Raw genomic sequence first — 13,845 nt, 5'->3', positions numbered from 1 at the left:
GCGCATGGTCGCAAGGACAGCACAGCAGGGCACCAGGCTGGTGCGCGAGGCCGCGCCGTGGCGGCGCGTGCACCAGCGTGGAACGGCGAGCGTCGACGGTGCGGCGCCGGCTCGCGCCTGCACGGGCCGCCGAGCGCGCTCAACTGAAGAACATGTACACGCCGAGCAGCAGCACGCCGACGAAGAAGGCCCGCTTGAAGGCGGCTTCGCTCACGCGCCGGCGCACGATCTGGCCGGCCCACATGCCCAGCGCCGCCGGGAGCAGATAGACCAGCGAAGCGAGTACGTTGGCCGTATGCAGCACGCCGCTCGCACCCAGGCGCAGCGTGAGCGCCAGGGTGGCGGCGCAGAAGATGATGCCCATGGCCTGGACCAGGCGATCCTTGTCCATCTGCAGCGACTGGACGTAGGGCACGAGCGGGAAAACGAAGATGCCGGTGGCTGCCGTGATCGCTCCCGTGGTGTAGCCCACCAGCGGCGAGAGCCAGACCTCGTGGCGGCCGGGCGCGGGCAGACGGCGCCCGGCCAGGCCCCAGGCGCCGTACACGGCCAGGATCGCGCCCAAGGCGTGCTGGGCCCAGCCGTAGCCTTCGCCCAGCGCGGGCAGGCCGTTGAACATGGCGCCCACGAAGAGCCCGATCAGCAGGCCGGCGAGCCGGCGCAGCAGCGGCCAGAAGGTGCTCGCCGGCAGTAGCTGCCAGAGATTGGTCAGCACCGTGGGCAGCAACAGCAGGTTGGCGGCGGCCGCCGGTGGCATCACGATGGTGAGCAGCCCCATGACGACGGTGGGCATGCCCAGGCCGATCACGCCCTTGACCAGGCCGGCGATGAGAAAGACGACGACGGCGGCAACGACGAGTGCGGGATCGAGCGGGAACATGGCGGTGGGCGAAAGGGCGTGAGTGCTGCATTGTGCGTTGCCGACCCCTGGGGCGTCCATCCGGAAACGCCGAAGCCGGCCTGCGGCTGTACCGAGGGGTACAGGTATGATGCTGCCATGACCCAACGAGACGCCGCCCGCCGCGGGCACCATGGCGCGATCAGGAGACGGCATGCAACGTGACGAGCGCCTGCGGGCGCAGATCCGCGCCAATCTGCACAGCTTCACCCGCCTTGCCGCGCAGGGCGCCGAAGGGCGCGCCGCCGCTGTCGCGGTGGCGGTGGTCGATGGCGGCCTGGGCGCCGACCTGCCCGACATGCCGCGGCTGGCCGACTGGAGTGGCGACGCTGCCTTGCTGCTCACCCGCCGGGCGAGCGGCCTGCGCCATCACGCCGGCCAGTGGGCCTTGCCGGGCGGCCGCGTGGACGAGGGCGAGACGCCCGAGGCGGCGGCCCTGCGTGAGCTGGACGAAGAGGTTGGGCTCGCGCTGGATCGCACGGATGTGCTGGGCCTGCTCGACGACTATGTCACGCGCTCGGGTTTCGTCATCACGCCGGTCGTGCTGTGGGCGGGGGCGGCGCGCGGGCTGTGTCCGAATCCGGCCGAGGTGAGCAGCGTGCACCGCATCCCGGTCAGCGAATTCATGCGCGAGGATGCGCCCCTGCTCGAAGGCGGCCCGGTGCGCGAGCGTCCGGTGCTGCGCATGCCGGTGGGCGAGGGCTGGATCGCTGCCCCCACCGCCGCGGTCCTCTACCAGTTCCGCGAGTTGTGCATCGCCGGCCGGCCGACCCGGGTGGCGCATTTCGACCAGCCGGCGTTCGCCTGGCGCTGAATCCGGGCCGGGGCTTCAGGTCGGCGGCAGGCGCTCGTTGTCGATCCAGATGCGCGTGTCGCGGCCCACGCGCGAGAGCTGCATGTGATATTCGTAGCGCTCGGGGTGGTAGTGGCCGATCAGGTACTGGATGGCGCGCCCGGATTCGTCGCGCACGACCCGGCTGGCGCGCAGCAGCGCCGTGCCCGGGGCGATGCCCAGCGCCTGCGCGACGGCGATGTCGGCCAGCGCCGCGCCGAGCACCTGTTCGGCCGAGCTGACGCTGATGCCGCTGCGCTCCAGGGCCACCAGCATGGGCATGTCCTGCAGCGTATGCCGCTGCACCGCGTCGGCCAGCTCGGCCGGCAGATAGACTTCGGTGTAGTTCAGCGGCTGGCCCTTGAACTTGCGCACCCGGACGACCTTCAGGACGGCCGCGCCGCGCTCGAGTTCGAGGGCCTCGGCCACCGCGCTGGCGGCCGGAACGCGTCGCCATTCCAGCACGCTGACTCGGGTGCGCTGGCCCATGCTCACGATATTCTCGAGCAGCCCGCCGCGCAGCTTGAGGTGAGGCGCGGTGGCGAGCGCGGCGGCGGGCAGCGTGCCTTTGCCGCGCAGCCGGATGACCAGCCCTTCTTCGGCGAGGCGGGCGAGGGCCGAGCGGACCGTGACGCGGGCCACGCCGAACTCCTCCGCGAGCAGGCGCTCGCCCGGCAGCGGAATGCCGCGTTCGTAATATCCGCTCCTGAGCCGCTCGCGCAGGACCAGCCGGACCTGGTGAAAGCGCGGCAGCGCGGGGTCAGCCGGCGTAGCGCCGGCCGAGTTCGAGCATCTGCGGCGTGCCGATGAGAGCGTTGAGTCCATCGAAGTCCAGCATGTGTTCGCGCATGGCGGCGGTGGTGCCGTGCGCCTGCAGGCTCGCGTAGTAGCCCTGCAGCGCATGGGCGAGCGCGCGCACCGTGCCGCCGGGGAAGATGGCGATACGATAGCCCAGCGCCTGGAGTTCGGCTGCCGGCAGAATCGGTGTCTTGCCGCCCTCGACCATGTTCGCGAGCATGGGCGCCTTCGCCGCCAGCCGGGCCAGGGCGATGCGCATGTCGTCCGGGCTGCGCACCGCCTCGACGAACAGCACGTCGGCGCCGGCCTCGGCATAGCGTTCGGCGCGCTCGAGCGCGGCGTCCAGCCCTTCCACGGCGACTGCGTCCGTGCGCGCGATCACCAGCGTGCCGGCGTGGGCGCGCGCATCGCAGGCGGCGCGGATCTTGCCCTGCATCTCGGTGGTGGAGACGAGCGTCTTGCCGTCCAGGTGGCCGCAGCGCTTGGGCAGCGTCTGGTCTTCCAACTGGATGGCCGAGGCACCGGCGCGCTCGAGCAGCTTGACGGTGCGCGTCACGTTCAAGGCATTGCCGAAGCCGGTATCGGCGTCGACGATGAGGTGCAGGCCGACGCGTTCACGGATGTTGCCGGTCACGCTGGCCACGTCGTCCAGCGACAACAGGCCGATGTCGGGGCGGCCCAGGCGCGTATAGGCGATGCTCGCGCCGGACAGGTAGGCCGCCTCGAAGCCCGCACGCTCGACGAGCAGGGCGGTAAGGGCATCGTACACGCCCGGCGTGGTGAGGATGCGCGGTTCGCGCAGGCGGGTAGCGAGATCGATGTTCATGTGCTTGTCCGGGCGGCGCGTTCGCGCGCCAGCCGCTTTTCGAGGTGCGGCACGAGGCCGCCGTCATGGATCAGGGTGAGCAGATGGGCCGGCAGGGGCTCGCAGATCAGGCGGCGTCCGCTGTCCAGGTCGTCGACCGCGCCGTCGGCCAGCGCCAGTCGCACGCGCGCGCCGTTGGCCACGCTGGCGGCCTCGGGACACACCAGCAGCGGCAGGCCGAGGTTGAAGCCGTTGCGAAAGTACAGGCCCGAGAACGACACGGCGACGACCGCGGCGACACCCAGCACGCGCAGCACTTCCACCGCCTGCTCGCGCGAGGAGCCGGCGCCGAAGTTGCGGCCGGCGAACAGGATGTCGCCCGGCCGCACCGCGCCGGCGAAGGTCGGGTCCAGGCTCTCCAGGCAGTGCCGGGCGATCTCCTCCACGCCGTGCTTCATGTACTTGCCGGGGGCGAGGAGATCGGTGTTGATGTCGTCGCCGAGCAGCCAGGCGCGGCCGGCGTCGATTCGCGGGATACCGCTCATGCCAGCACCTCGCGCGGGTCGACGATGTGGCCGGCCACGGCCGCGGCGGCAACGGTATAGGGCGAGCCCAGATACACCTGCGAGCTGTCGGCGCCCATGCGGCCCTTGAAGTTGCGCGCGGTGGTGCTGATCGCCACGGTGTCCTCGCCGAAGCGATGCGCACCATAGCCCGCACAGGCGCCGCAGGCGTTGGGCAGCAGTTCGGCGCCGGCGGCCTCCAGCACGGCCAGGGTGCCGTCGGCACGCGCCGCGGCCTGGTCGCGCGCGCTGGCGGGCGCCACCATGAGACGCACGCCCGGCGCGGCACGGTGCCCGCGCAGCACCTGGGCGGCCATGCGCAGATCGTCCAGTTTGGCGCCGGTGCAGGCGCCGATGTAGGCGATGTCCACCCGGGTTCGGGGCAGGTCGGCCGCGGCGTTCGTATTGGCCGGGTTGTGCGGACAAGCGACCTGGGGCGCCAGCCCGGCGGCGTCGAAGACGTGCTCGGCGAGCAGCCCGGCGCCGTCGTCGGTGTGCCACGGCGCGATGTCGAGCTGCGGCACGCCGGCGTCGGCGAGCCATGCCAGGGTGGTCGCGTCGGGCGCGATCAGGCCGGCCTGTGCGCCGAGTTCGGCAGTCATGTTGGAGAGGGTCATGCGCTCCTGCATGGACAGCGCGCGCACGGCCTCGCCGGCATATTCGATGGCCTGGTACTGGCCGCCGTCCATGCCCAGGCGTCCGCACAGGAACAGCATCATGTCCTTGGCCGAGACCCCCGCGGACAACTGCCCCCGCCATTCGATGCGGATGGTGTGCGGCACCTTGAGCCAGATCTCGCCGGTCACCAGCACGCCCAGCATCTCGGTGGCGCCGATGCCGAACATGTAGGCGCCGAAGGCGCCGCCCGTGGGCGAATGGCTGTCGCCGCCGACGGCGAACATGCCGGGACGTATATACCCGTGCTGGGGCACCACCACGTGGCAGATGCCCTCCATGTCGTGAAACCGGCTCACCCCCGCTTCGCGCACCCAGTCGCGCGCGATGCGCACGATGTTGCGGCTGTCCTCGTCGTGCGCGGGCACATAGTGGTCGGTCACGACGACGATCTTGTCGGGGTCCCACACGCGCGCGCCCAGGCGTTCCAGGTGCGGACGCACACGGCGCGGGCCGCCCGAGTCGTGCATCATGGCGAGATCCACCTTGCAGGTGACGATTTCGCCGGGGCGCACGCTGGGCAGCCCGGCGGCGCGGGCGACCAGTTTCTGCGCCAGGGTCTGCGCGTTCATGGCGTTACTCCAGGGTCGTGCCGGAGACTTCGATGATCTTCGCCCAGTGCTCGATGTCGGCCTTCACGAACTCGGCGAATTCGGCAGGCGGCATGGGCGCGGCCGTGGCCGCTTCATGCTTCATGCGTTCCTGGTAGGCCGGGTCCTGGATCGCCTGCTCGATCGCGCCGTACAGCTCGTCGAGCGTGGCCTGCGGCAGGCCGGCCGGTGCGAACAGCCCGAACCAGGCCGAGGATTCGAAGCCCGGCACGGTATCGGCGAGCGTGGGCACACCGGGGAACTGGGGCAGGGGCTGGGCGCTGCTCACGCCCAGGGGCTTGACGAGATCGTTGCCCAGGTGCGGCAGCACGTTGACCGTGCTGGCGAACATCAGATCGACGGTGCCCGCCATGACGTCCTGCAGTGCCGGACTGGTGCCCTTGTACGGAACGTTCAGGATGTCGACGCCCGCCATGTGCTCGAACTGCTCGCTGGCCAGGTGCAGCGACGAGCCCTGCGCGCCGATCGCGAAGGTGAGTTTGCCCGGGTTCTGCTTGGCATGCTCGATCAGCCCGGCGGTATCGCCGAAGGGCAGGCCCTTGCGGGCGATCAGCACGCTGGGCACGCGCGCCACCATGGTGATCGGCGTGAAGTCGGCAACAGGGTCGAAGCCCAGGTTCTTGTAGAGCGTGGCGTTGATGGTGTGCCCCGTGAAGCTCATCAGGAGCGTGTTGCCGTCCGGGCGGCTGCGCGCCACATAGGTGGCCGCGATGTTGCCGCCGGCCCCCGCGCGATTCTCGATGACGACCGTGCGGTTCAGCGTCTTGGCCATGGACTGGCCGATCACGCGCGCCAGCGTGTCGGTGGTGCCGCCGGCAGGGCTGCCGACCACGATGGTGAGTGCGCGATCCTGTGCCTGGGCCGGCACAGCGGGGGCGAGCATGGCGCCCGCACAGACGCAGAGCGCGCCGAGAAAGGCGCGGCGGTGGGTAAGCATGGTGTCTCCTGTTCTTGAAGGCTTTGGTATTGAGCGCACTTTAGGCCGCACTGCCGCCCAGGACAATGGAACCAACTGGTCCTATCGGCAGGACCGAAAGATCCTTGGCACGACAGGGCCTGTGTCTTTCGAAGCGCCCGGTTTGCCATGATTTTTTGTCGGGCCTGTGGCCCAAATGGGAAGTGGTGCCGGACGCATGCAAAGAGGATCATACGAGCCATTCAACGCACCCGATAACCTGAGGAGACACATCTATGTTGAAACGCCCTGGCGCCGGCAGCGGGCTGATCGCCGTTGCCCTTTCGGTGCTTCTGGCCCACGGGGCCGCATGCGCCGCTGACTATCCTTCCCATCCTGTTACCGTGGTCGTCCCGTATGCGCCCGGCGGCAATCTGGATGTCGTGACGCGACTGGTGACCGCAGCGATGGGACGCACGCTCGGCCAGACTGTGCTGGTGTCCAACCGGCCCGGCGCGGGCGGCCTGATAGGGCATGGTGTGGTGGCCAAGGCCGCGCCGGATGGGTACACGCTGGTCACGACCGCCAGCGGCAGCTACGCCTACAGCCCCAAGCTGCAGTCCGCCGTGCCCTTCACGCCCGATGACTTCACCGCCATCGGTCTGATCGGTATCACGCCCCAAGTGCTGGAGGTGTCGGCCCGCGGACGCTTCCAGACTTTCGAAGAGCTGGTCGAGTACGCACGGCAGAAGCCCGGCGAAGTGTCGATCGGTCATGCCGGCAACGGCACGACCAATCACATCGCCATCCTGCAGCTCGAGCAGGCGCTGGGCGTGAAGTTCAACATCGTGCCTTACAACGGTTCGGCACCGGCACTGAACGACCTCCTGGGCAACCAGATCGATGCGATCGTCGACCAGTTGCCAAGCTCCCTGCCGCACCTGAATGGCGGCGCGCTGCGCCCGCTTGCCGTCACCAGTGCACATCGGGCGGCCGATCTGCCCGACGTGCGCACATTGCGCGAAGCCGGCGTGGCGGACTTCGAAGTTGTGACGGCTTCCGGACTGCTGGCGCCTGCCGGCGTGCCGCAAGCCATTGTCGAGAAGCTCAACGATGCCCTCAACCAGGCGTTGCGCGAGCCCGCTGTGAACGAACGCCTCACCGGCCTGGGTACCGAAGTCCAGGTCACCACGCCGGTGGAGTTCGGCAAGTTCCTGCAGGGTGAGGTTGCCAAGGCCGATGCGCTGGCCAGCCAAGGACTGTTGTCCGCCCAGTAAGACCGGGCGAGCGAATTCGAGATGGGAGCAACAATGTCAGACAGCGTAATCCGCGCGTTTGCCGCCTGGGGCGCAGACCCGGGCCCTGGGGTCGACGATGCGGGCATCCGCCATCATGCCAAGCGTGCGGTGGTCGATTGGTACGCGGCACTCGTGCCTGGCGCGGTCGAATCCCCCGCTACGCTGATGGAGGTCGCGCTGGCCGAAGACCTCGACCGCGGCCGGGCAACCCTCGCCCTGGGGAGGCCGGCGAGCACGCGGACCGCCGCGCTCATCAACGGCACGGCGGCGCATACTGTCGAGGTGGACGACATCTTCAAGGATGCGATCTATCACCCGGGTGCGCCGACCATCGCGGCGGCATTGGCCGTCGCGCAGGAGAGCGCAGCGAGCGCGCACGACTTCCTGCGCGCGGTCATCGTGGGCTATGAGATCTCCACACGCATCGGCGCCGTCCTGGGACGGGCGCACTACCGCTACTGGCACAACACGGGCACGGTCGGGGCATTCGGTGCCGCCGCTGCGGCAGCGGCGCTGTACCGTCTGCCGGCAGAGCGGTTCGCGCATGCCCTGGCTACCGTGGCCACGTTCGCCGCCGGGTTGCAGCAGGCGTTCCGCCAGGACTCGATGTCCAAGCCCCTGCATGCGGGGCGGGCCGCCGAGGCGGGGATTCTTGCGGCCCAGTTGGCGCGCGAAGGCGTGACCGGTTCATCCGACGTGCTCGATGGCGAGGCAGGCATGGGACGGGCCATGAGCGAGAACGCCGACTGGTCCGGCGCGGCCGCCACGCTGGGGCGCGACTTCCATATCGCGCGCATGACTTTCAAGAACCACGCATGCTGCGGCCATACGTTCGCACCCATCGACGGTGCGCTCGCGCTGGCGCGGGAGATGGGCATCGGTGCCGATGACATTGCCCGGATATCGATAGCGACCTACGCTCCAGCGCTGGCGGTGGCTGGCGAGCGCAGTCCGTCGAGCGCCGCCGAGGCTCGGTTCAGCCTGCCGTTCGTCGTCGCCACCGCGCTGCTGCACAGCAGCGTCAGGCTGGCCGCATTCAGCCCGGCGCGGCTGGGCGATGCGCGCATCCGTGCGCTGATGGAGCGCATCGATCTCGACATCGACGCGCAGGCCGATGCGCGCTTTCCCGGCCAGCGTTCGGCGCGTGTCCGCATCGATACCCGCGACGGCCGCCGCGGCGAGTACTTCCAGCCGCACCGCAAGGGCGATCCCGAGCTGCCCCTGAGCGACGAAGACCTGAGCGCCAAGTTCAGGGAGCTTGCGGGGCCCGTGCTGGGCGAGGGCGCCGCTGCCGGCCTGCTGGCGCAGTTGTGGGCCTTGGATGCGGGCGTGGCGCTGCCCACGCTGCGCAATGTCCCAACCGCCTAGCTGCCATCATCCTCGATGAAATCCATGACACCTTCCCCTATCGATCGAGCGGCCGCAGCGCAGTTGCCCGAGGTCGGCAGGCCCGCGCTGGCCGTGCCGGCCGGCGCCTGCGACTGCCATTGCCACGTCTTCGGTCCGTATGCGCAGTTCCCGCTGGCGGCCGAACATACCTATCTGCCGCCGGAGACGAGTGCGCAGGACTATCTGAACATGCTCGACAGGCTGGGCTTCTCGCGCGGCGTGCTGGTGCAGCCTTCCGCGCATGGCCTGGACAATCGCGCACTGCTGCATGCGCTTGCCGCCGGCGCAGAGCGCCTTCGCGGTGTTGCCGTGGTATCCGAGGATGCCGACCGCAGCACGCTTGAAGCCCTGTATGCGGCAGGCGTGCGCGGGCTGCGCTTCAGCCGTTTGCTCGACGATGCCGGTGTGCCGCGCTACAAGAACGCGGTCGACATCTCGGCATTGCCCAGGCTCCTGCCGGCGATGCAGGAACTCGGCCTGCATGCTCAGCTCTGGACCGGGGCCGATCAGTTGGGTGAGCTTGCGCCTCTGATCCGCTCGACGCCTATCCCGTTCGTCATCGATCACATCGGTCGGCCGGACCCGGAACGGGCCTTGAGCGACGCCCTGCATCGTCCGCTGTGGGCGCTGGTGGAGGAGGGGCATTTGTGGGTCAAGCTCACGCCTTACCGGCCTTCGCTGCGCTACCCCGACTACGAGGACATCCGGCCGTTCCACCAGCGCTTGGTCGAGCTGAATCCCGACCGCCTCGTCTGGGGCAGCGACTGGCCGCACATCAACATGCCTTCGAACATGCCGCGCGCGGATCATCTGCTCGAGCTGCTCGGGTCCTGGACATCCGAGCGCAGCGTGCTCGAGAAGATCCTGGTGGCCAACCCGGCCGCGCTGTACGGCTTTTGAACGACTGAACACAGGAGCATCCCATGCCCGTCGCCCCCATTATCGAATTGCCTTCCATGCAGGACCAGGTCTCGCCCGCGGAGTGGCAGACCCGCGTCGATCTTGCCGCCTGCTATCGCCTGGTCGAGATGGTCGGCATGGCCGACATGGTCAATAGCCACATCAGCGCGCGCATTCCCGACACTGAACACTTTCTCATCAACCCCTACGGTTGGCTGTTCGACGAAATCACCGCCTCGAGTCTGGTCAAGATCGATCTGGACGGCAATATCGTGGGCCGCGCGCGCGACGACCTGGGCATCAACCCCGCCGGCTTCGTCGTGCACAGCGCGGTGCATGCCGCCCGTCCCGACGTCGGCTGCGTGATCCATACGCACACCCGCGCCGGCTGCGCGGTTGCCTCGCTCAAGTGCGGCCTGCTGCCGATCAGCCAGAAGGCGATGCGCTTCTATGGCCACATCGGCTACCACCCCTATGAAAGCGTGGTCGTGAACCTCGACGAACGCAAGCGCCTGGCCGAGCACCTGGGCGACAAGGAGGCCATGATCCTGCTCAATCATGGCCTGCTGACTGCGAATCGCACGATCCAGGAAGGGTTCAACACGCATCTGGCGCTCAATCGCGCATGCGAGTTCCAGGTCGATGCGATGGCCTGCGGAACGGAACTGGTCATCCCGTCGGACGAGGTCAAGGAACGTACCGCGCATCTGTTCCGTCCGGAAACCCGTCGCCCCTACGGAATTCTGGAATGGCCGGCCCTGCTGCGGCTTCTCGAGCGGCGCAATCCCGGCTACGACGCCTGAGCGCCTGCGGCGGAACACGATATACCTTCGAACCGACGGAAACATTCATGAATTTCGAGCTCGACCAAGATTACCAAGCCTACGTGGACTCGGTGCGCAGGCTGGCGCAGGAGCACTTGGCTGAAGGTGCACTCGAACGCGCGCACTCGCCGCATTACCCGTGGGGCACGGCGCAACTGCTGGCCGAGCATGGGCTGCTCGGCATCACTTTCTCCGAGGAGGACGGTGGGCAAGGGGGCACCCTGATGCATGCCGTGCTGGCGATCCAGGAGGTTGCCCAGGTTTGCCCAAAAAGTGCCGATATCGTGCAAGCCGGAAATTTCGGGCCGATCCGCACTTTCGTCGAATATGCCAGTGCCGAGCAGAAAGCGCGGTTCCTGCCCGATCTGCTGGCCGGCCGCAAGTTGATCGCGCTGGGCATGAGCGAGCCCGACGCGGGTTCGGCGGTCACCGAACTGAAGGCTTCGGCGCGCATCGAGGGCGACGAGGTCGTGATCAACGGCAGCAAGGTGTTCTCCACCCATAGTCCGGAGGCTGAGCTGTTTCTGGTCTACGTGCGGTTCGGTCCTGGCGTGGGCGGCATCGGTTCGGTCCTGGTGGAGCGCGGCACGCCCGGTCTGTCGGTGGGCAAGCCCTCGGCCTTCATGAGCGGCGAGACATGGAGCCAGCTCTATTTCGACGAATGCCGGATTCCCAAGGCCAACATCCTGCTGGGCGAAGGAGGGTTCAAGAAGCAGATATCCGGCTTCAACGTCGAGCGCCTGGGCAATTCGTCCAGATCGCTCGCGATCGGACGTCACTGCTTCAACATCGCGCGCGAGCATGCCATGACGCGTCGGCAGTTCGGCCGCGAACTGTGCGAGTTCCAGGGGCTGCAATGGAAGTTCGCCGACATGAAGCTCAAGCTCGAATCCGCGCAGTTGCTGCTCTACAAGGCCGCCATGGAGGGCGAGCATGGCCTGCCCAGCGCGCAGAGTACCGCTTTGGCCAAGCTGGCATGCAACCAGGCCGGCTGGGAGGTCGCCAACGAGGCCCTGCAGATCATGGGCGGCACGGGCTATAGCCAGGAAGCCATCGTCGAGTATTGCGTGCGTCGTACCCGCGGCTGGATGATCGCCGGGGGCTCGATCGAGATGCTGAAGAACCGCATCGCCGAAGGCGTTTTCGAACGAAGCTTCTCGCAGCGTCCTCCCGCGCCGCGAGCATGAGCGGCGCCAGCGCGTTGCGACTCACGATGAAACGATGGACTGAGGATTTATGATGCAAGCGACGGTGGGGCCGGAACTGGCCCGGGCTCTGTTGAACCCACGCAGCGTGGCACTGGTCGGCGTGTCCGACGACCCCGCCAAGACCGGTGGACGCCCGCTGCAGTATCTGCGCAAGGCTGGTTTCGAGGGCGCGGTGTATCCCGTCAATCCGAACCGTGCCACGGTCCAGGGCGAGCGGGCATATGTCGACCTGGCTTCGCTGCCGGAGGTTCCGGACCACGTGTTCGTGCTGTCGCCAACGGACAGCGTGCTGGGCGCCGCGAGCGAATGCGCGCGTCTCGGCGTGAAGGTGATGACCGTGCTGGCCAGCGGTTTTTCCGAATCGGGCTCGCAAGGCGCCGCCCGCGAGCAGGAATTGCGGGCGTTGGCGCGCAGTACGGGTTTGCGCATCCTGGGCCCGAGCAGCCTGGGGGTCGTTCGCCCGGCAACTGGATTGCGACTGACCGCCAACGCCGCCTTTGCCGAGCCGGACCTGCGCAGCGGCGGTGTTTTCGTGGCTTCGCACAGCGGCAGCATGATCGGTGCGCTGGTTTCGCGAGGCATGGCGCGCGGATTGGGCTTCGCAGGCCTGGTCTCGGTGGGCAGCGAATCCGATCTGAGCATGGGCGAGATCTGCCTCTCGACCCTGGATGATCCGGCGATCGAAGGCTATCTGCTGTTCCTCGAAAGTCTGCGGCACGGTGAGCGGCTGCGAGAGTTCGCACTTGCTGCGGCACGCCGTGGCAAGCCCGTGGTCGCCTACAAGCTCGGCCGATCGGCCGCGGCTGCCGAGATGGCTGCCACGCATACCGGCGCCCTGGCCGGCGAGGACGATATCGCCGATGCCTTCCTGAAGGACCTGGGCATCGCGCGGGTGGAGACGCTGGCGGCGTTGCTGGAAGCCCTGCCGCTCGCCGGGCGGTTTGCTCTTGACGGGGCGGCGCCGCGCCGGGTGGGTGTCGTGACGACGACCGGTGGTGGTGCGGCGATGGCTGTGGACCAGCTCGGTGTGCGCGGGGTGGTCGTCGAGCCGGCATCGGCCGAGACCTTGACGCGCTTGCGGGACGCCGGCATCTCGGCGCACCCGGGAAGAGTGCTGGATCTCACGCTTGCGGGTACGCGCTATGACGTCATGAAGACGGCACTGGACGTGTTGCTCGAGGCGCCCGAGTTCGATCTGGTGCTGGCGGTGGTGGGCTCCTCGGCCCGTTTCCAGCCTCATCTCGCTGTCAAGCCCATCATCGATAGCCTGCAGCACGGCAAGCCGCTCGCTGCGATGCTGGTGCCGGATGCTCCGCAGGCGCTGGCCCAGCTTACCGAGGCGGGCGTGCCTTGCTTTGCCGGGCCCGAGGCATGCGCCGACGCGATCGCGTCCGTATTCGCGCGGCGCATGCCAGGCGTCCAGCCGGTCGCATCCTCTCCTGCTGCATCCGGGCGAAGCCTGAGCGAAGCGCAGGCCTATACGTTGCTGGATCGCCTGGGTGTGCCGCGGGCGCCTGCGGTGATCGCCAGCCTGTCGGGGGAGGTGCCCGAACTGCCGTTCGGCTATCCCGTGGCGGCGAAGGTGTGTTCAGAGCACATTCCGCACAAGACGGAAGTCGGCGGCGTTGTGCTCGGCATCGAGGGCGACGCCGCGTTGGCCGACGCCTTCGCCACGCTGCGGGCGAACCTGGCGGAGCGAGCGCCGGGCATCGAATGCGACGAGGTGCTGCTGCAGCCGATGCGCAGCGGCCTTGCCGAGGTCCTGGTCGGATACCGCCGGGATGCGGACGCAGGGCCGATCATCCTACTGGCGGCGGGCGGCATTTGGGCCGAGGTGGCCCGTGACCGTAGTATCCGGCTGGCCCCGGTGAGTGTGGACACGGCACGCGACATGATCGAGGAAGTGCGAATGCTCAAACCCCTGTCGGGATTGCGCGGCAAGAGCCGGGGCGATCTCGAGGCGCTCGCGCAGGCGATTTCCGCGCTGTCTCGACTGGCGGTGCTGCCGGATGCGGCGGTCCTGGAGGCCGAGGTGAATCCTCTGCTGGTGATGCCGCAAGGCCAGGGTGTGGTGGCGGTGGATGCGCTCGTCGTGCAAGGCTGAGCGCAAAGGAAGCCGGGCGGGTTTGCTGCAGGTCCGGCAACCTCT

Annotated in this window: 13 protein-coding genes; 7 read left to right on the top strand and 6 right to left on the bottom strand. The window is 68.4% G+C overall.

The window, feature by feature from the left end; all coding sequences use genetic code 11:
- Window positions 1–139: 139 nt before the first annotated feature.
- On the bottom strand, window positions 140–880 hold the full coding sequence (locus FOZ76_RS25695) for a sulfite exporter TauE/SafE family protein (protein WP_143951130.1): 741 nt from the start codon (window positions 878–880) through the stop codon (window positions 140–142).
- A gap of 172 nt (window positions 881–1,052) precedes the next feature.
- On the opposite strand from FOZ76_RS25695, the gene FOZ76_RS25690 reads away from it, so the two are divergent.
- Window positions 1,053–1,712 (top strand): NUDIX hydrolase, encoded by a 660-nt coding sequence (locus tag FOZ76_RS25690; protein WP_143951129.1) that lies wholly within the window; start codon window positions 1,053–1,055, stop codon window positions 1,710–1,712.
- A gap of 15 nt (window positions 1,713–1,727) precedes the next feature.
- Here FOZ76_RS25690 and FOZ76_RS25685 read toward each other — a convergent pair whose 3' ends face one another.
- From FOZ76_RS25685 to FOZ76_RS25665, 5 genes are read right to left on the bottom strand one after another with little or no spacing between them, the layout of a single operon-like run.
- A complete protein-coding gene (locus tag FOZ76_RS25685; RefSeq protein WP_143951128.1) occupies window positions 1,728–2,555 on the bottom strand; it encodes a GntR family transcriptional regulator in 828 nt (275 codons plus the stop codon).
- Entirely contained in the window at window positions 2,491–3,354 is an 864-nt protein-coding gene (locus FOZ76_RS25680; protein ID WP_211366515.1) for an isocitrate lyase/PEP mutase family protein, read from the bottom strand. Before FOZ76_RS25680 ends, FOZ76_RS25685 begins: the two co-directional genes overlap by 65 nt.
- Window positions 3,351–3,878, bottom strand: coding sequence for a LeuD/DmdB family oxidoreductase small subunit (locus FOZ76_RS25675; RefSeq protein ID WP_143951127.1), 528 nt, complete (start codon window positions 3,876–3,878; stop codon window positions 3,351–3,353). Before FOZ76_RS25675 ends, FOZ76_RS25680 begins: the two co-directional genes overlap by 4 nt.
- Window positions 3,875–5,143, bottom strand: coding sequence for a 3-isopropylmalate dehydratase large subunit (locus FOZ76_RS25670; RefSeq protein ID WP_143951126.1), 1,269 nt, complete (start codon window positions 5,141–5,143; stop codon window positions 3,875–3,877). Before FOZ76_RS25670 ends, FOZ76_RS25675 begins: the two co-directional genes overlap by 4 nt.
- Before the next feature lie 4 nt (window positions 5,144–5,147).
- Window positions 5,148–6,119 (bottom strand): Bug family tripartite tricarboxylate transporter substrate binding protein, encoded by a 972-nt coding sequence (locus FOZ76_RS25665; RefSeq protein WP_143951125.1) that lies wholly within the window; start codon window positions 6,117–6,119, stop codon window positions 5,148–5,150.
- 254 nt (window positions 6,120–6,373) lie between these two features.
- Between FOZ76_RS25665 and FOZ76_RS25660 the strand changes: the two genes are divergently transcribed.
- From FOZ76_RS25660 to FOZ76_RS25635, 6 genes are read left to right on the top strand one after another with little or no spacing between them, the layout of a single operon-like run.
- Complete coding sequence (locus tag FOZ76_RS25660; protein WP_143951124.1) at window positions 6,374–7,354, top strand: Bug family tripartite tricarboxylate transporter substrate binding protein; 981 nt, start codon at window positions 6,374–6,376, stop codon at window positions 7,352–7,354.
- A 33-nt stretch (window positions 7,355–7,387) separates the two neighbouring features.
- Window positions 7,388–8,743 (top strand): MmgE/PrpD family protein, encoded by a 1,356-nt coding sequence (locus tag FOZ76_RS25655; protein WP_211366512.1) that lies wholly within the window; start codon window positions 7,388–7,390, stop codon window positions 8,741–8,743.
- Between the two features lie 24 nt (window positions 8,744–8,767).
- Window positions 8,768–9,664 (top strand): amidohydrolase family protein, encoded by an 897-nt coding sequence (locus FOZ76_RS25650; RefSeq protein WP_170235632.1) that lies wholly within the window; start codon window positions 8,768–8,770, stop codon window positions 9,662–9,664.
- 23 nt (window positions 9,665–9,687) lie between these two features.
- Complete coding sequence (locus FOZ76_RS25645) at window positions 9,688–10,467, top strand: class II aldolase/adducin family protein (protein WP_143951121.1); 780 nt, start codon at window positions 9,688–9,690, stop codon at window positions 10,465–10,467.
- A 47-nt stretch (window positions 10,468–10,514) separates the two neighbouring features.
- Window positions 10,515–11,675, top strand: a complete 1,161-nt coding sequence (locus FOZ76_RS25640; protein WP_143951120.1) for an acyl-CoA dehydrogenase family protein — start codon at window positions 10,515–10,517, stop codon at window positions 11,673–11,675.
- 52 nt (window positions 11,676–11,727) lie between these two features.
- Window positions 11,728–13,800 carry an acetate--CoA ligase family protein gene (locus FOZ76_RS25635; RefSeq protein ID WP_211366541.1) on the top strand — a complete coding sequence of 691 codons (2,073 nt, stop codon included), beginning with the start codon at window positions 11,728–11,730 and terminating at the stop codon, window positions 13,798–13,800.
- Window positions 13,801–13,845 lie beyond the last annotated feature (45 nt).

The organism is Verticiella sediminum, assembly GCF_007558815.1.
Taxonomy (GTDB): Bacteria; Pseudomonadota; Gammaproteobacteria; order Burkholderiales; family Burkholderiaceae_B; genus Verticiella; species Verticiella sediminum.
This window is presented reverse-complemented; position numbering and strand designations above follow the sequence as displayed.